At 70.8% G+C, this 16,192-nt stretch carries 16 protein-coding genes; 5 read left to right on the top strand and 11 right to left on the bottom strand.

Annotation, left to right across the window (positions count from 1 at the left end):
• Nucleotides 1-153 precede the first annotated feature (153 nt).
• Nucleotides 154-954 carry a hypothetical protein gene (locus ACGFIA_RS11345; RefSeq protein WP_393259683.1) on the top strand — a complete coding sequence of 267 codons (801 nt, stop codon included), beginning with the start codon at nt 154-156 and terminating at the stop codon, nt 952-954.
• Between the two features lie 213 nt (nt 955-1,167).
• Here ACGFIA_RS11345 and ACGFIA_RS11340 read toward each other — a convergent pair whose 3' ends face one another.
• The 7 genes from ACGFIA_RS11340 to ACGFIA_RS11310 all read right to left on the bottom strand — a co-directional run bounded on the left by ACGFIA_RS11340 (nt 1,168) and on the right by ACGFIA_RS11310 (nt 6,659).
• Nucleotides 1,168-2,277, bottom strand: coding sequence for a branched-chain amino acid ABC transporter permease (locus tag ACGFIA_RS11340; protein WP_357469992.1), 1,110 nt, complete (start codon nt 2,275-2,277; stop codon nt 1,168-1,170).
• Nucleotides 2,274-3,164 carry a branched-chain amino acid ABC transporter permease gene (locus ACGFIA_RS11335; RefSeq protein WP_013288704.1) on the bottom strand — a complete coding sequence of 297 codons (891 nt, stop codon included), beginning with the start codon at nt 3,162-3,164 and terminating at the stop codon, nt 2,274-2,276. Before ACGFIA_RS11335 ends, ACGFIA_RS11340 begins: the two co-directional genes overlap by 4 nt.
• A complete protein-coding gene (locus tag ACGFIA_RS11330; protein WP_357469988.1) occupies nt 3,161-3,949 on the bottom strand; it encodes an ABC transporter ATP-binding protein in 789 nt (262 codons plus the stop codon). Before ACGFIA_RS11330 ends, ACGFIA_RS11335 begins: the two co-directional genes overlap by 4 nt.
• Nucleotides 3,950-4,693, bottom strand: a complete 744-nt coding sequence (locus ACGFIA_RS11325; RefSeq protein ID WP_357469985.1) for an ABC transporter ATP-binding protein — start codon at nt 4,691-4,693, stop codon at nt 3,950-3,952. It abuts the gene before it with no gap.
• Nucleotides 4,694-4,696: 3 nt separating this feature from the next.
• Nucleotides 4,697-5,899, bottom strand: a complete 1,203-nt coding sequence (locus ACGFIA_RS11320; RefSeq protein ID WP_357383427.1) for a substrate-binding domain-containing protein — start codon at nt 5,897-5,899, stop codon at nt 4,697-4,699.
• 215 nt (nt 5,900-6,114) lie between these two features.
• Nucleotides 6,115-6,360 carry a hypothetical protein gene (locus ACGFIA_RS11315; RefSeq protein WP_047894639.1) on the bottom strand — a complete coding sequence of 82 codons (246 nt, stop codon included), beginning with the start codon at nt 6,358-6,360 and terminating at the stop codon, nt 6,115-6,117.
• The gene (locus tag ACGFIA_RS11310; protein ID WP_357479507.1) at nt 6,357-6,659 is read right to left on the bottom strand and encodes a DivIVA domain-containing protein; all 303 of its coding nucleotides are present in this window, start codon (nt 6,657-6,659) and stop codon (nt 6,357-6,359) included. Before ACGFIA_RS11310 ends, ACGFIA_RS11315 begins: the two co-directional genes overlap by 4 nt.
• A 283-nt stretch (nt 6,660-6,942) precedes the next feature.
• Between ACGFIA_RS11310 and ACGFIA_RS11305 the strand changes: the two genes are divergently transcribed.
• Together ACGFIA_RS11305 and tcmP are read left to right on the top strand one after the other, a co-directional pair.
• Nucleotides 6,943-7,173 carry a winged helix-turn-helix domain-containing protein gene (locus ACGFIA_RS11305; RefSeq protein ID WP_357383424.1) on the top strand — a complete coding sequence of 77 codons (231 nt, stop codon included), beginning with the start codon at nt 6,943-6,945 and terminating at the stop codon, nt 7,171-7,173.
• A 224-nt stretch (nt 7,174-7,397) separates the two neighbouring features.
• Nucleotides 7,398-8,573 (top strand): three-Cys-motif partner protein TcmP, encoded by a 1,176-nt coding sequence (tcmP, locus tag ACGFIA_RS11300; RefSeq protein ID WP_357383422.1) that lies wholly within the window; start codon nt 7,398-7,400, stop codon nt 8,571-8,573.
• A gap of 24 nt (nt 8,574-8,597) precedes the next feature.
• Here tcmP and ACGFIA_RS11295 read toward each other — a convergent pair whose 3' ends face one another.
• Both ACGFIA_RS11295 and ACGFIA_RS11290 read right to left on the bottom strand, forming a co-directional pair.
• Complete coding sequence (locus ACGFIA_RS11295) at nt 8,598-9,353, bottom strand: phage Gp37/Gp68 family protein (RefSeq protein WP_357383420.1); 756 nt, start codon at nt 9,351-9,353, stop codon at nt 8,598-8,600.
• A gap of 238 nt (nt 9,354-9,591) precedes the next feature.
• Nucleotides 9,592-10,710: a glycerophosphodiester phosphodiesterase gene (locus ACGFIA_RS11290; RefSeq protein ID WP_357383418.1), complete on the bottom strand. Its 1,119-nt coding sequence runs from the start codon at nt 10,708-10,710 to the stop codon at nt 9,592-9,594.
• 106 nt (nt 10,711-10,816) lie between these two features.
• Between ACGFIA_RS11290 and ACGFIA_RS11285 the strand changes: the two genes are divergently transcribed.
• The gene (locus ACGFIA_RS11285) at nt 10,817-12,151 is read left to right on the top strand and encodes a potassium transporter TrkG (RefSeq protein WP_357383416.1); all 1,335 of its coding nucleotides are present in this window, start codon (nt 10,817-10,819) and stop codon (nt 12,149-12,151) included.
• On the top strand, nt 12,141-12,809 hold the full coding sequence (locus ACGFIA_RS11280; protein WP_357383414.1) for a TrkA family potassium uptake protein: 669 nt from the start codon (nt 12,141-12,143) through the stop codon (nt 12,807-12,809). The genes ACGFIA_RS11285 and ACGFIA_RS11280 overlap by 11 nt, the downstream gene beginning before the upstream one ends.
• 108 nt (nt 12,810-12,917) lie before the next feature.
• Here ACGFIA_RS11280 and ACGFIA_RS11275 read toward each other — a convergent pair whose 3' ends face one another.
• Complete coding sequence (locus tag ACGFIA_RS11275; RefSeq protein WP_357383412.1) at nt 12,918-14,534, bottom strand: serine/threonine-protein kinase; 1,617 nt, start codon at nt 14,532-14,534, stop codon at nt 12,918-12,920.
• A gap of 71 nt (nt 14,535-14,605) precedes the next feature.
• On the bottom strand, nt 14,606-16,138 hold the full coding sequence (locus ACGFIA_RS11270) for a fused MFS/spermidine synthase (RefSeq protein WP_357383577.1): 1,533 nt from the start codon (nt 16,136-16,138) through the stop codon (nt 14,606-14,608).
• Between the last annotated feature and the right edge of the window lie 54 nt (nt 16,139-16,192).

Below are 16,192 nucleotides of genomic sequence, written 5' to 3'. Positions count from 1 at the left end.
CCCCGTACCGGCTGCCGTCGCCCACTGTGGCCGACGGCAGTCGGACGGCAGCATATCGGCAGCGGGGCCGCCGTGACGGCTGCCGATACTTACCCGGCAACAATCACCTGGGAAAGTGAGTCGAACACCATGACGCAGCGATTCGGATCCGTCGTGAAACTCCGGCGGATCGCGGCTCTCGCGACGGCCGTACTGGCCACCACCGTCCTGTCCGCCGGGTGCGGGACCGGGGACGCCACCGAGAGCGCCGGGCCGGCCCCGAGCCCGTCGGCCGACCCGAAGGCCACGCTGCTGGCCGCCGTGCCGGACGAGAACGACCCGGCCTTCCGGTTCACCACGATCGAGGGCGCGGACAAGTTCGACGGGGTGGTCGACCCGGCGGCGCGCGGCCTTGAGCTGTCCATGTCGGAGAAGAGCAAGGACCCGGAGTTCACCATGGGGATGACCTTCCGCGTGATCGAGGAGGACATCTGGATGCGGGTGAAGATCACCGGAATGGCCGGCCTGCAGGACATGATGAAGCTGCCGAAGCGCTGGATGCTCCTGGACCGCACCAAGCTCGACGACACCTCGGAGGTGCCGGTCTACCAGAACGCCGACCCGGCCAACATGGGCGGTGTCATCCGGACCTCGGAGACGGTCGAGGACCGGGGCGACGGGACGTACGCCGGGTTCGCCGACCTGACCGCGAGCGCGGACATCCGCGAGAGCTTCACCACCGTGGACGTGGACGCGCTCGGTGACGCGGCGAAGAAGGTGCCGTTCACGGCCGTGGTCGGGCCGGACGGGAACCTCACCTCGCTGACCCTTGAGGTGCCGGCCGCGGGCAAGAAGAAGGCGATGAAGCTGGTCGCCAAGTACTACGACTTCGGCAAGGCGCCGAAGATCAGCGCGCCGACGGGCGCGCAGGTGCAGAAGGCGCCGGCGTCGGCGTACGAGATGCTCAACGGCTGACCACGACGCACGCTCGGGGGCGGGGGCCACACGGGGGGCCGCCGCCCCTCGCGCGTGCCCCACCGCTCCCTCCCACTCCCTCCCCGGCCTCCCCGCTTCCCGCCCTCCCGCCCGCCCCGTTGATCAAGGAGTTTGCGTCATCCTGGCCGTGGGATCAGGACACAAACTCCTTGATCAACGGGACGGGAGCGGGGCGGGTGGGCCGGGAGAGGGTCAGCGGGGGCGGCGGAGGGCGGCCAGGAGAGGGGTTACGCGGGAGCGCAGGCTGGCCAGGCCGCCGGGGAAGAAGTAGACGGCCAGGATGAACACGGTGCCCAGGACGAACAGGGGCTGGCTCAGCGGGTGGCTGAGGAACGCGGGCAGGCTGTTCACCGCGTCGCTGCTGCCGAACGCGGTGAGCCGGTGGTCCAGGTACATGTAGAGGACGCCGCCCAGCACCGGCCCCCACCGCGTGCCGGGGCCGCCGAGCACCACCATGACCAGCAGCGACAGCGTCAGCTCCGACGAGGTGATGTGCGGGCTGGCCCCGCCGACGATCAGCACGTAGACCACCCCGCCGGCCGACGCGAGACCGCCGGCGAGCGTGAACGCGACAAGCTTGAACCGGTACGGGTCGAGCCCGAGCACCCCGATGCGCCGCTCGTCGTCGCGCAGCCCGGCGAGCACCCGCCCGGTCGGCGAGGCGCTGACCCGGTGCACCACGAGGACCACGATCGCCAGGTACGCCAGCGCCAGCCAGTACAGGTTCACCGTGTTGGTGACCCCCACCAGAGCAGCCGGCAGTCCGGAAACGTCCAGCGGCAGGCCCTCCTCGCCGCCGGTGAGGCCGCCGAAGTCGCGGGCCACCAGGATCGCCCCGACCTGCGCGAACGCCAGCGTCACCATGGCGAACGCGATGCCCACCGTCCGCAGGGCCACCGCACCGAGCAGCGCGGCCAGGGTGGTGCCGCCGACCACCGTGAGCACTGCCGCCTGCCACAGCGGCAGCCCGGCCTTGGTGACCAGGATGTCGGTGCCGTACACCCCGGCGGCGAAGTAGAGCGCGTGGCCGAAGGAGAGCATCCCGGTACGCCCGAACAGCAGGTCGTATCCGGCCGCCAGCCCGCCGAAGACAAGGCAGATGGCGAGCAGTTGCAGCGTGCCGGGCGAGTTCAGCGGCCCCTCGAAGATCCCGGGCAGGTGCAGTGTGGAGTACGGCAGGATCGCCGCCACCACCAGCGCCACCAGCGGCAGGTACGGGCGAAGCCCGTGCCAGCGGGAACGCCCGGGGGTCAGTTCGTCGGGCACCTGCGCCGGAGGCGCGTCGACCACCGAGTTGGTCATGCGTGAGCCACCTTTCCGGCCAGGCCCTGCGGACGCAGCAGCAGCACCACGGCGAGCAGACCGACCACGCACAGGTCACCCAGGCCGGACGTGCCGTAGTAGTTGACGAACTGTTGCAGCAGCCCCACCGCGACCGCCGCGTACGCGGACCCGACCACCGAGCCCATCCCGCCGATCACCACCACGATGAAGGCGAAGATCAGCAGGGAGCCGCCCTGCCCCGGCGAGACGGTGCCGAAGTAGACGCCGCCGAGCGCGCCGGCCAGCGCGGCGGCGGCCCCGCCGATCGCGAAGACCAGCGTGAACGCCTTGCGCACGTCGATACCGAGCGCGGTGACCATCTCCCGGTTCTCCACACCGGCCCGGATGATCAGGCCGTACCGGGTCCAGCGCAGGAACGCCAGCAGCGCGCCGAGCACCACAGCGGCGGCGACGATCAGCAGCAGCCCGGCGTTCGGCACCTGCGCGCCGAGCACCGATGTCACGCCCCGGCTCCAGTCCGGGCGCGGGAACGGTCGCGGGTCGGCGCCCCAGGTGGCCTGGAGCAGCGCCACCCCGGCGAGCGACAGGCCGACGGTGACGAGCACCTGTTCGATGGTGCGGGAGTAGAGCGGCCGGATCAGCACCAGCTCCACGAGCACCGCGACGAGCGAACCGGCCAGCACGCCGAAGACGACTGCGAGCACGAAACCGAACCCGTCCGGCCCGGCGCCGGGCAGGTTGCCCGCCGCCCACCACGTCGCGTACGCGCCGACGCCGAGGAACAGCCCGTGCGCGAAGTTGAGCACGTCGGCGAGGCCGAACACCAGGGACAGTCCGGAGGCCACGAGGAAGTAGAGCGCCGCCAGGCCCAGCCCGGTCAGCGTCAGCAGGACCACCGTGTTCATGCCGTGCCGCCTTTCGTTCGCGACTGCGGGGCTCGCAAACCCGGCTCACTCCTCGCGCTCACCGGCACCTCCGCCGAACCCACACCGAGCAGCGACTTGGTCAGCGCGGTCTCCAGCAGCAGTTCCTGGGCGTCGCCGGTCCAGGCGACCTTCCCGGCGGAGAGCACCACCGCGTCGGTCGCCAGCCGCCGCACCACCGCCAGGTTCTGCTCGACGAGCAGCACCGGCACGGATTCCGCCACCCGTTCCAGCACCTCGGCCACCTCTGTCACCACCTTCGGCGCCAGCCCCTTCGTCGGCTCGTCGACGAGCAGCAGCCGGTTGTCGTTGAGCAGCACCCGGCCGATCGCGAGCATCTGCTGCTGCCCGCCGGAGAGCGAGCCGGCCCGTTGCCGTCCGCGCCGCTCCAGCTCCGGGAAGAGCGAGAACACCTTGTCGTACGCGGGCGTGACGCCCCGCCGTTCGGCGAGCCGCAGGTTCTCCGCGACGGTGAGCGCGGCGAAGACGCAGCGGTCCTCCGGCACGTAGCCGAGGCCGTCGCGGACCAGCCGGTGGGTGGGGCGGGCGAGCAGGCTGCGCGCACCCATCCGCACGGTCCCGCGTACCTCGCCGCCGCGCGGCGTCAGCCCGACGATCGCGCGCAGCGTGGTGGTCTTGCCGACGCCGTTGCGCCCGAGCAGCACCGTGACGCCGGTCGCCGCGACCTCGAACGACACCCCCTGGAGGATGTGCAGTCCGGCGATCCGCACGGACAGGTCCGCCACGGACAGGACAGGTTCAGTCATTTAGAGCGCCTCCCCCAGGTACGCCTCCTGCACGGTGGCGTTCGCCATCACCGTGTCCGGGGTGTCGCATGCCAGCAGCGCGCCGTGGTGCATCACGGCGATCCGGTCGGCCAGCTCCAGGATCACGTCCATGTGGTGTTCCACCATGAGCACCGCCCGGCCGCTGTCGCCGGTCAACGACTTGATCACGCTGACCAGCTCGGGCACGTCCTCGGCGCTCACCCCGGCCATCGGCTCGTCCAGGAGCATCACCCGTGGTTCACCGGCGAGCAGCAGCGCGATCTCCAGCTTGCGCTTCTCGCCGTGGGCAAGGGTGCCGGCGAGCGCCGTACCCCTGTGGTGCAGGCCGACCCGGTCGAGCGCCGCGTCGGCGGCGGCGGCCACCTCCCGGTCGGCCGCCGCCCGCCGCCACAGCTTCATCGAGCCACCCCGGTGTGCCTGTACGGCCAGCCGGACGTTCTCCCGCACGGTCAGCGAGCCGAAGACCGAGGACGCCTGGAAGGTACGTCCCAGGCCGAGCCGGGCCCGCCGGTGCGGCGCAAGCGCGGTGATGTCCGCGCCGTCCAGCAGGACAGTGCCCTCGGTGGGCCGGCGCAGGCCGGTGATCAGGTTGAACAGGGAGGTCTTGCCGGCGCCGTTGGGCCCGATCACGCCGAGGAACTCCCCCGGCGCCAGATCGAGGTAGACGGAGTCGACGATGGCGACCTCACCGATCCGCCAGGTCAGACCGCGGGTGGCGAGCACGGGTCAGCCCTTCATCTGCGCGACCGGCGGCGCGCTCTCGTCACCGGTGAGCGACTTCTGCGCGGTCGCCGTGAAGGCGGTGCCGCTGCCGGAGAGCTTCGCCTGGTACATCGGCTGGAGCAGGGCGTGGTCCTCGGCGCGGATCTTCATGGTGCCCTTGACGCCCTCGAACTCCCAGCCCTCAAGCGCCTTCACCATCTTCTCCACGTCGTCGCCGCCCTCCTGCACGGCGCGGACGACCATCTGCGCGGCGGCGAACCCGTCCGGGTGGAACAGGTCGAGCGTGCCGCCCGGCACCTTCGCCTTCGCGGCCTTGGCGGCCTCGGTGTCGCTGGCCCCGTCGAAGTAGTGCGACAGGAACGAGATCTTGCTGCCGGCCGCGCCGAACGTCGGCCAGGAGGCGCGGATGTCCAGGCCGGTGACGACAGTGGTGGAGGCGAGGACGCCCTGCTGGTCGAGCGTCTGCCACATGGCGCCGGCGGTGGTGCCGGCCCAGGCGACGAAGAGCAGGTCCGGCTTGGCGGCCTTGATCTGGCTGGCGAACGGCGTGAACTCGGTGGCGCTGGCCGGTGCCCGGACGCTGCTCACGTTCGCGCCCGCACCGCCGATCACGGCCTTGACGGCGGCCTCGTTCGCGTCGCCGAACGCGCCGTCCTGCGCGAACACGACGACCTTCTTGCCGCCCGCGTCGCCGATGAACGACCGGGCGGTCACCACGTCCTGCCAGGACTGCCGGCCGGAACGGAACGTGTACTTGTTCGCGCCGGTCACCGCGTCGGTGGCGGCCGGGCCGGAGATGAACAGCACCTTGTTCTGCGCGGCGATCGGCGCGACCTGGAGCGCCACCCCGGACGAGGTGGACCCGGCGATGATCTTCGTACCCTTGCCGATCAGGTCCTTCGCGGCGGACACGGCCTTGGCCGGGTCGCCCGCGTCGTCGGCCTCGCTCACCTCGATGGTGCGGTCACCGACCTTGCCGGTGCCCTTGGTGGCGAAGTCGAGGCCGGCCTTGAAACCCTCGATGTACTGCTTGCCGTAGCTGGCGAGCGGCCCGGACTGGGAGTAGACCAGACCGACCTTGACCGGGGCGGCGTCGCCGCCGCCGGATGCGGTGTCCTGCGGGCTGCCACAGGCCGTGGCGGCCAGAGCGACCGCCACCGAGGTGGCGGCGGTAAGGAACACCCGTCGCGTGTGCCGGATCGTCATTGCGACTCCAGGTGAGGACAGGGGAATGTCAGTTGTCGGCTCACGCTAGAAGTGACGTCACCCACGGGCTATGTGGTCGGCGCACACAAGTCCCCGTGACGGGGTGGCCGCTCGTTACAACGCCGGACATCGCCACGTAACCGCACCGACCCCGGATGGCCGCACCCACCACGCGCAGCTCGCCGGGAATGTCGGCCCACGCCATCGCGCGCCGGTCACCGCCCGCCGCAGTCCCCGTCGTGGTCGGCCGCCCGTGCGCACCGCCGGCCACCGTCGCGCGGCCGGTCGCACCAGACCCAGTGGCGTACGGACTGCTCGTCCTCCCGCGACACGGTCGTCCCGGCGCGCTCCACGTCGGCCAGGAACCCGAGCGCCCGGCAGATGGCACGCGCGAACCCCCGCGCGCCGTCGAGGTCGGCCGCGAGAACCGGCAGGTGTACGACGAACCGCTCCCGGCTCACCGCTGCGCGCCCGGGGTGAACCGGGACTGCCAGCTCTTGAGCGCTGCCTTGATGCGGGTGTTCTCCTCGGCGTACCGCGACGCGTCGCGCCGGGCCAGCGCCAGGTCACCGGCCACCCGGTAGAGGAAGGCGTGCACCTCCGCCGGGTCGAGCCCGTGCCGCACGGTGCGGAACCTCCGCTCGCGGACCTGCCCGACGCTCAGCGGCCGGCACGAATCCGATCGGTACCAGCCCTGGTTCGGCGGCCCGCCCTTGCCACGTCGCCGGGTTGACTGGAACAGGTTGAGCACGTTACGCACGCCGATCCTCCTCACCGAGCCGTGGAGGCGGCCCGCCCGCAGACAGAGGACGCGGGCGGACCGCCGACCCCGAGACCGCAGCCCGTTCGGCGGTACGACCCCGGAGCCCAATCCGGGTCCGACTCCCGAGGTTTGCCGAACCAACCGGAGCCGGACGCGCCTCAACCTACACCAGTATCTGGTTATGCGCGAGCCTCCACTCTCGACGTGCTGGGCAACTTGTTGCAGTTACTTGTGCAGGTAGGGCAGGATCGGATTTGCCGAACCAACCGGAGTCCCCACCATGCCCACAGCAGAAGCACCGTTCCGCCGTATCGCCAACGACATCGCCGCGAAGATCAAGAGTGGCGAGCTGAAGCCGGGCGACCGACTGCCCTCGACACGTGAGTTGGCCGAGACCTACGGCGTCCACATGAACACGGCCTACCGTGCGATGTCATTGCTGCACGATCGCGAGCTGATCACCGGCCAGCCCGGCCGAGGCACCTACGTAGCCGAACCGTCAAACCGCTAGAACTCGCCCTGGATCTTGAGTCGCGCCATACAGGGCAGGACACCATGGTGTTGTCAGATCATGGACTTCGCCCGGCCCGTTGCGCATCCGACCAAGGGCGTCACTGCTGCTCACCGGCACACTCGGCGGCTTGAGCACCCTCCGGCAACCCAACGACGGCCAGCGTGAGCCATTACTCAAAGCTATCTTCACATCACTGAAAGCAAGTGGCGTGGGGAGGGCTCTTGTCCGCGAACGAGGAATTCTTCCGCTCCAAGAAGGCAGCGGCCGCGCTCAAGCACGGCATCCTCAAGCGCTATCCAGTGGTGTTCGCGTCCAAAACGGGCCAGGGCAACCCGATCGTCTTCCTGGACGGCTACGCCGGCAGGGGCGAGTACGACGGCGGGGAGCCGGGTTCACCGCTGCTCCTGTCCCGGTGCGCCGAGTTCGTTCAGGGCTTCCGCGACGTGCTGGCGTTCTTCGTCGAGCAGGAACCGGACAGCTACGCGAACCTGGAGCAGGTCCTTCGCGACAAGGGTGGCCCAGTCCAGCGTGAACTGCGCCAGGGCAGCCTCGACCAGCACCTCCCCGAGTTGTTGGCTCGGGCCAAGGGCGCCTCGCTCTTCGCCTTTCTCGATCCCTTCGGCCCAGCCCTCGATTTCGACCTGATCCGCACCCGACTGCTCGGTCGACCCAATTGGCCACCTACCGAGGTGTTGCTGCACTTCAGCGTCTCCACCGTGGCCCGGATGGGGCGTGCCGTCCACGTCGCCGGCCAGCGGCCGGGCGGCCTGTCGGGGAGCGAACAGAAGACCGCCGCGCGACTGGATCGGTTCCTCGGCGGGCCCTGGTGGCGCGGCTATTTCGCCCAGGTGTCAGACGCGCAAGATGACGAGCGCGCCACGGACGTCGCACTGCGGGTCGCGGACAGGTACGCCCGGAACCTCACCGAGGGATCGGACTACCAAGCGGTGCGGATGCCCGTGCGGCCACGGCCCGGCCTCGCGCCGAAGTACGTCCTCACTCTGTTCACCAGGCACGGCGAAGGTGCCTGGCACTTTGCCGACACCCTGGGCAAGGCGGGTGTCGAATGGGAAGAGGCGTGGGTGAGGGAACAGCTACGCCGAGGCGATCACCTGGCTGACACGTTGTTCGGCGACGGTCCTGTCTTCGATGCCGAGCAGTACAAGGCCGAGAACGCCCAGCGCTGGTCGGGGACGATCGAGCGGAACCTCGTGAAGATGCTGGACCGGCATGTGTCTTGCAAGATCATGGATCACGTGCCTGAGGTCTACGGTGAGGTGCTCGGACAGGCCTGGGCCCCTCACGTGCGGCAAGCCGTCAAGGCGCTGCATCGGCAAGGCCAGATCAGCTGCCCTGGCACGGGCGACTTCTGGAAGGAGGTCGTCTGGCGCCCATGACGGGATCGCCTGACCTCTGCACACCTAGGCCGACGCGAGCGCGCGGGGCAGCGGCATCTCGTCCCAGGTCCGGCCGTCCAGCAGCCGACCTCCGACCTTCGGGGTGCGCCCGCCCCATTGCTTGAAGAAGAAGGCGGTGCCGGCAGAGCTGCACTGATCCCGTAGGTCACGGACCCAGGCCGGATCCATCGAGCGGCAGCCCTGCCCGGACTCTCCTCCTGCGATCAGCCAGTCGATGTTGTCGAGATCTAGGTTGGACAGTGGACCGAGCAACGGCTCCGCCGAGATAAAGCGCACCGAAGCTGGCACCTCTCGCAGGTGGTCGACCCGGTCTCGGTGCGTGCCGTCCTCGACGCTCACGCCCATCCAGACATTCGCCGGCCAATCGAGGTGGTGGGCGACCTTCGCCAATCGCGCAGCTCGCTTGGTGAGCACCTGAAAGGTGTGCCGTGGCGTCTCGCGCATCACGGCGAACACCTGTTGGACATAGTCGAGGGGAACTCGGGCATGAAAGAGGTCTGACATGGAATTGACGAAAACGGTGCGCGGGTCACGCCAGCGGCGAGGAATGTCCAGGGCATCGGCGTGCAGGGCGACACCGAACCCGGGCCCGGAGGTACGCGGGTCGCCGTCGGTCTGGTATTTCGTCGAGCCCATGGCCTTGAGGCGCTTCGCGAGCGTCAACGCGTAGCAGTTGTCGCAGCCGGCGGAGATGCGGTCACAACCGGTGGTGGGGTTCCAGGTTGCTTCCGTCCACTCGATGGCGCTCTTGTCGGCCATGCGCCCTCCTCCGATCGCGAAGTGCCATCTTGTCGAACATCCGTACGTATGGGAAGGGTGACGCAGCTTTCCGACCGATCTCTCGCCTTCATTGTTCCCAACGATTCCCTGATGGCCCGGGTGGCGGGGCACCGGGCGTGCTCGCCGAGCGGAGGAGCAATGAGGGTGCCCAGATATGTCCGGACACCCTCACCCCTACGAGCCGCGGATTAGCGCCTCCCCGGCATGGACGCGCTGGTCAGCGGCCGACTCGGGCGGCCACCGCCGTGTCGGGGTGATCGCTGAACACGCCGTCCAGGCCCAGGTCGAAGAACAGCTCGTACTCGGACGTGATGTCGCCACGCGTGTTCGGGTCGGCGCCGATGCGGAAGTCCACGGGCAGGAACTGGTTCTCGGCCCGGAACGTCCACGCGTGCACCACCAGTTTCTGCCGGTGCGCGTCACGGATCACCGGGGTCGGCGCGAGCAGCCGTCCGGCCGAGTCGCGGGGCACGATCAGGTTCTTGTTCAGGCCGACGCCGTCGGCGTACCGGGAGATCCAGGCCAGTCCGGCGGGCGTGGCCAGGTCGGCGTAGGTCCGCTTGTCGCCGCCCGCGACGAAGTCGTAGGGGGTGCCGCTCGCGTCCATGAGCTGCACCAGCCGTACGTCGATCATCTTGTCGAGCTTGCGCAGGTTGGCGGTCTCGAAGCTCTGCACGAACACCGGGTCGGCGCGGTGGGTGAGCCGGTTGCGGCGCAGCACGGCGACCAGCGGCTCCTCCAGCGGGCGGCCGATCGAGGCGAAGTAGGTGGGGTGCTTGGTCTCCGGGTAGACGCCGATGGTCCGGCCCCGCGCCTTCGACTCGGTTCGCGCCAGGTCGATGACCTCCTGGAACGTCGGGATCTCGAACTTGCCGTCGAACGCGGTGTTGGCGACCCGCACCTGCGGCAGGCGCTCCTTGGCCCGCAGCGTCTTCAGCTCGGCCAGCGTGAAGTCCTCGGTGAACCAGCCGGTGACTGTCACCCCGTCGATGGTCTTCGTCGCCTTGCGGCCGGCGAACTCGGGGCGGGCGGCCACGTCCGTCGTACCGGAGATCTCGTTCTCGTGCCGCGCGACCAGGACGCCGTCCTTCGTCGCGACCAGGTCCGGCTCGATGAAGTCGGCGCCCTGGCGGATGGCGAGCCGGTAGGCCTCGAGGGTGTGCTCCGGGCGGTAGCCGCTCGCGCCGCGGTGGCCGATCACGATCGGCCGCTGGGGCACGCGGGTCTGCTCGGCGGCGTGGTGGTCCGGGCCGGCCTGGGCGGCCACTGCCGGCACCACCACAGCGGCCGCGAGCAGCGCGCCGGCCATGCCGAGGGCGGAAAGGGTACGTCGCAACGCCGTCTCCTGTCGTTGATGGGTACGCACAGCAGACCGGGTGTGGTTGACCGCCAGTTGGTCGGTTCCTGACCTGCCGGTGAATCTCCGGACGGAAGATGACGGGGTGCGCCGCCTGCTCCGGAAGCCCGTACGGCTGGTGCCGTTGGGATTCCTGGCGGTGATCCTGGCCGGCACCGGCCTGCTCATGCTGCCCTGGGCCACGAGCGAGCAGCGGTACACGCCGTTCGTCACCGCGCTGTTCACGTCCACGTCGGCGGTGTCGGTGACCGGGCTGGCGGTGACCGACACGCCGAACTACTGGACCGGCTTCGGGCTCGTGATGATCACCGTGCTGACGCAGCTCGGCGGTCTGGGCATCCTGACCGGGGCGTCGCTGGTGATCCTCGCGGTGTCCCGCCAGCTCGGCCTGCGTAACCGGCTGCTCGTGCAGGCGGAGACCGCCGAGTTCGGTCTCGGCGACGTACGCCGGCTGCTGGTGCGCATCGCGGCCACCGTCTTCGCCACCGAGGCGGTGATGACGGCGGTGGTCGCCGCGCGCCTGTTCCTGGCGTACGACTACCGGCCGGGCCGGGCGCTCTGGTCGGCGGTGTTCCACTCGGTCCAGGCGTTCAACAACGGCGGGTTCGCGCTCTACTCCGACGGCCTGATCGCGTTCTCCCGCGACGGGTGGGTGGCGCTGCCCCTCAGCCTCGGCGCGATCATCGGCGGGCTCGGCTTCCCGGCGCTGTTCGAGGCGGTACGCGAGTGGCGGCAGCCGGCGCGCTGGGCGGTCGCCACGAAGCTGACCGTCTGGGGCAGCGTGGTGCTGATCGTCTTCGGCGTCGCCTACCTGCTGCTGGCCGAGTGGGCCAACCCGTTCACGATCGGCACCTACGACGTGCCGGGCAAGCTGCTGGCGTCGTTCGCCCAGATCGCGCTGAGCCGTACCGGCGGCTTCGACGTGATCCACGTCGGCCGGCTCACCGACGAGAGCTACCCCATGCTGATCGGACTGATGTTCATCGGCGGCGGCAGCGCCAGCACCGCCGGCGGCATCAAGGTCTCCACGTTCTTCCTGCTCGGCTTCGCCATCTGGGCCGAGCTGCGGGGTGAGCTGGACACCACTGTCGGGCACCGCCGGGTGGCCACGTCCAGCCAGCGGCAGGCGCTGACGGTGGCGCTGCTGAGCGTGGCGCTGGTGGCCGGCGGGACTGTCGGCCTGATCGCGATGACCTCGCAGGTGTCGTTCTCGGCCGCGCTGTTCGAGGTCACCTCCGCGTTCAGCACCACCGGCCTGACAGTCGGGGTGGCCGGGCAGCTCTCCCCGCCGGGCCAGTACGTGCTGACCGCGCTCATGTACGTCGGCCGGGTCGGGCCGCTCACCCTCGGCTCGGCCATCGCGTTGAACACCCGTCGACGGCTGTACCGCTATCCGGAGGAGCAACCCATTGTCGGCTAGGCATCCGGAGGAGACGGGCATCGCGGTGATCGGCCTGGGCCGGTTCGGCTCGCGCCTGGCGGGCTCCCTGTCACGCCTCGGTCACGAGGTGCTGGCGGTCGACCGTGACCCGGCCCGGGTCCAGCACTGGTCGTCCGACCTGGACCGGGTGGTGCAGGCGGACAGCACCGAGGAGGCGGTGCTGCGCCAGCTCGGGATGGCGGACTTCCGCCGGGTGGTGGTCGCGATCGGCGCGTCGCTGGAGGCGAGCGTGCTCACCGTGCTGGCCCTGGCGGAGCTGGGCATCGAGCAGATCTGGGCGCGCGCCGTCTCGGAGAAGCACGCGAAGATCCTGCACTCGGTCGGCGCGCACCATGTGGTCTTCCCCGAGGCGGAGACCGGGGAGCGGGTGGCCCACCTGATCGTCAGCCGGATGCTGGACTTCATCGAGTTCGACGACGACTTCGCCATCGCCAAGATCAAGGTGCCCGCGCCGCTGGTCGGGCGGTCCCTGCGCGACATCGCCCCGCAGGACCGGTACGGCGTGATGGTGGTGGGCGCGAAGCAGGCCGGGGAACCGTTCCGGTACGCCGGGCCGGACACGGTGCTGGCGGCGGACAGCGTCCTCATCGTGGAGGGCGGCATCACCCAGGTGCAGCGCTTCTCCGCGTTGACCTGACGGCCGCGCTGACCTGATGGCCGCGCCGACCTGACCGGAGCCGCCGGCCTGACCGTCAGCCCTTCTTCGGCCCCTTGCCCTTGCCGTTCCCACCCCCCTTCGGCCGGTCTACCTTGCTTTTCCCTTGCCGTTCTCCTTGCCCTTGGCCTTGCCGGGCCCTTCGGCCTTGGGCTTCGGTTTCGGCTTGGCCTTCGCCGGCCCGCTCTTGGCGGTGGCCTTGCTGGCCGGCTTGACCGGCGTCCGCACCGGCGGCGCGGTGGTCGGCGCCGAACCGGCGATGCCGGAGACCTGCACCCCGCAGGAGCTGTCCCCGACCCGGAACTCCACGGGCAGCGTGTTGCTCCCGGTGTAGCGGCCGGCCAGCGTCAGCTTCGTCGACGCACCGGGTGCCAGCGCCGGGTCCGCCGCCGGTGCGGCGATCGAGACGGTACGCCCCGCCTGACGTGCCGCGGGCTGGGCCGTGGTGACCGTCTGCTTGCCGGGGAACGTGAAGTCCATGGTCCAGTCGCGCAGTTCCCGGTCGCTGGTGTTTGTGAGCGTCAGCTCGGCGGCGAAGTCCTTGCCGGTGTCGCGGCGCAGCGAGTAGTCGACTGCGCAGGGGATCGGCTCGGGCATGCTCATCCGCGCCTCGGTCGGCTCCACCCCGCCGCTGGCCGGGCTGCGGGACGTCAGCCCCCACAGGGTGGCGGTCACCGCGATCAGGCCGACGGCGGCCACGCCCGCCTCCACCTTGCGCCGCCGTGCCACCGCCCGCCGCGTGCGGGTACGCACCACCGAGAACGGCAGCGCGTCGGTCTCCGCCGACCACGGCAGGATGGTGGTGCCGGCGTTCTCGGCGAGCGCCGGGTCCATCCGGCCGAACGCCGGTGACACCGGCACGATCGCCGCGATGCCGGCCGCCTCGGCGAGCGTACGGGCCACCTCGGCGGTGGCCGGGCGGTCCTCGGGGCGCTTGGCCAGGCACCGCTGCACCAGCGCGGCGACCGGCTCGGGCAGCCCCGGCACGGCGGGCATCGGGTCCGGGTCGCGGTACATGTGCGCGCGCAGCATCTCGGTGGTGGTGCTGGCCTGCCACGGCAGGCGGCCGGTCAGCATGCGGTACAGCAGCAGCCCGACCGCGTACACGTCGGTGGCCGGGGAGACGTGGCCGTTGTCCAGCCGCTCCGGAGCGAGGTAGGCGGGCGTGCCGAGCAGCGCGCCGTCCGGCCCCTTGTCGCTCTCCCCCACCAGCGCCGAGATGCCGAAGTCGACGACCTTCACCCCGGTCGGGGTCAGCATGACGTTGCCCGGGGTCACGTCCCGGTGCACCACGCCACGTGCGTGCGCGGCGGCGAGCGCCGAGGCGACCTCCGCGCCGATGGTCATGGCCTCCCGCCAGGGAAGCTGCCCGTCGCGACCGAGCCGGCCGCTGAGCGGACCGCCGTCGACAAGCTCCATGACCACGTACGGGACGGTCAGGCCGACCTGCACGGACTCGCCGTAGTCGTACACGTTGGTGATGTTGGGGTGGCACAGCCGCGCCGCGGCCTGCGCCTCCACCCGGATCCGGTGCCGGAACGCCTTGTCGCTGGCCAGCCGCGAGGCCAGCACCTTGACTGCTACCTGCCGGCCCAGCACCTCGTCGTAGCCGCGCCAGACGACCGACATGCCGCCCGCACCCAACTGCTCGACGAGCCGATATCGCTCGCCGAGCAGTTGCACGCCGTTCCTGACCGGTCCACCCATGGTCGGTCCTGTTGCCCGAAGTGGGCCCCGGTACACCTCAGCGGTCGGAATCGGTCAGGAAAGTCACCCGTTCAGGCGGTCGCGAGGAGCTGGTCCACCGGCGCGTAGTCGTCGGTGAGCACCATCGCGTCGCCCACCCACTCGGTCACCTGCGCCTCGTTCATCAGCTCGGCCCGCTCCGGCAGCAGCTTCAGCCCGGGCGGGATCGCGTCCAGCGGCAGCGGCGCGTCCGAGGCGACGATCACGAAGTTGGCGCCCTGCTCCCCGTCGATCGCGCCCGGTGGCGCGATCAGCGCGACGTGCGCGAACTCGGCCTTCACGGTGGCCAGCTCGGCCCGGATGAACCGGCCCGGCGGGTAGTCGATGACGTTCTGCACGTAGATCCCGTCCGGGCGCAGCACCCGCCGGATGTCGGCGGCCATCTCCCGGGTGGCCAGGTGCCACGGCACCACCAGGTGCCCGAACGCGTCGCCGACGATGAAGTCGCGGCTGTCGGTCGGCTCGCCGCGCAGCAGCACCCGCGCGTCACCCACCTCGGCGCGCATCAGCGGGCCGGTGCGCAGCCCCAGCTCCCGCCGGTCCAGCTCGACCAGCCCGCCGTCCAGCTCGAACACCAGGTTGTCGGTGCCGGGCCGGGTCGCGGCCAGGTAGTTCGGCACGGTGAAGCCGCCGCCGCCGAGGTGCAGCGCGTCCACCGGCTGCCTCGCCGGCCGCGCCACGTCCGCGACCAGGCCGATCCACTGCGTGTACGCGTACTTCAGGTGGGTGGGTTCACCCAGGTCGACGTACGAGTGCTCGGCCGAGTTGAGGTAGAGCGTGCGCCCCTGCGGCCACGACGGGTCCACCTCGACCCGGGCGCAGTGGTACGCGGTCTCCACGTCACACGGGTTCGGTGCCGCGGCGGTCAGCCCGGCTGCGGCGAGGCCGAGCAACGCCAGCGCGGCCTTGACCCGGCTCGGTGTGGACGGCCCGCCTGCGCCCGCCTGCCGTCGCAGCCAGACGCCGAGCGCCAGCCCGGTCACCCCGAGCGCGGCAGCGAGCCCGAGCACGATGACGGAGCTGGACAGCGCGGCCACCAGCACGAAGCCGGTGCCGAGCGTGGCGGTGATGCCGCCGAGCGTGCCGATGCTGGACAGCTTGCCCACCACCTGGCCGGTGCGGCGCAGGTCGGCGAGCTGAAGCTTCACCACGAGCGGGGTGATACCGGCCAGCAGCGCCGCCGGCAGCACCACCGTCAGCGCGGTCAGCAGGAGCACCGCGCTCGCCGCGCCGCCGCGCAACACCTCACCGGCGTACCTGACGATCGGCAGCGTGACAGCGGTGGCGATGCCGGCGAGCACCAGCGCCGGGGCGAGCAGCGTGCGCGGGTCACGCCGGTCGGCGAGCCATCCGCCGAACCACGCTCCGTACGCGATCGCGGCGAGCGCCATGCCGATCACCGAGCTGGTCACCTGGAGGGTCACCCCGACGTACGGGCCGACCAGGCGCAACGAGACGGTCTCCAGCACCAGCACCGCACCGCTGGAGAAGAAGACGAGGAACGCGGCGAGCCCGTTGGGCAGGGCCCGGGGCGGAACCGGGGCGTCGGCCGCCGGTTCCGCCATGACGTCGGACGATGTGCTGCTCACCGTGGCGATGGTACGCAGCGGTCCTGGCGG

Origin of the sequence: Micromonospora sp. NPDC049203, from assembly GCF_043197215.1 — a bacterium.
Taxonomy (GTDB): domain Bacteria; phylum Actinomycetota; class Actinomycetes; order Mycobacteriales; family Micromonosporaceae; genus Micromonospora.
This window is presented reverse-complemented; position numbering and strand designations above follow the sequence as displayed.

Excerpts from the sequence above, each read along its gene's own strand:
- ACGFIA_RS11270 (WP_357383577.1), bottom strand. The coding sequence starts at position 16,138 with ATGGCGGAACCGGCGGCCGACGCCCCGGTTCCGCCCCGGGCCCTGCCC.
- ACGFIA_RS11330 (WP_357469988.1), bottom strand. The coding sequence starts at position 3,949 with ATGACTGAACCTGTCCTGTCCGTGGCGGACCTGTCCGTGCGGATCGCC.
- ACGFIA_RS11320 (WP_357383427.1), bottom strand. The coding sequence starts at position 5,899 with ATGACGATCCGGCACACGCGACGGGTGTTCCTTACCGCCGCCACCTCG.
- ACGFIA_RS11275 (WP_357383412.1), bottom strand. The coding sequence starts at position 14,534 with ATGGGTGGACCGGTCAGGAACGGCGTGCAACTGCTCGGCGAGCGATAT.
- ACGFIA_RS11335 (WP_013288704.1), bottom strand. The coding sequence starts at position 3,164 with ATGAACACGGTGGTCCTGCTGACGCTGACCGGGCTGGGCCTGGCGGCG.
- ACGFIA_RS11295 (WP_357383420.1), bottom strand. The coding sequence starts at position 9,353 with ATGGCCGACAAGAGCGCCATCGAGTGGACGGAAGCAACCTGGAACCCC.
- ACGFIA_RS11340 (WP_357469992.1), bottom strand. The coding sequence starts at position 2,277 with ATGACCAACTCGGTGGTCGACGCGCCTCCGGCGCAGGTGCCCGACGAA.
- ACGFIA_RS11305 (WP_357383424.1), top strand. The coding sequence starts at position 6,943 with ATGCCCACAGCAGAAGCACCGTTCCGCCGTATCGCCAACGACATCGCC.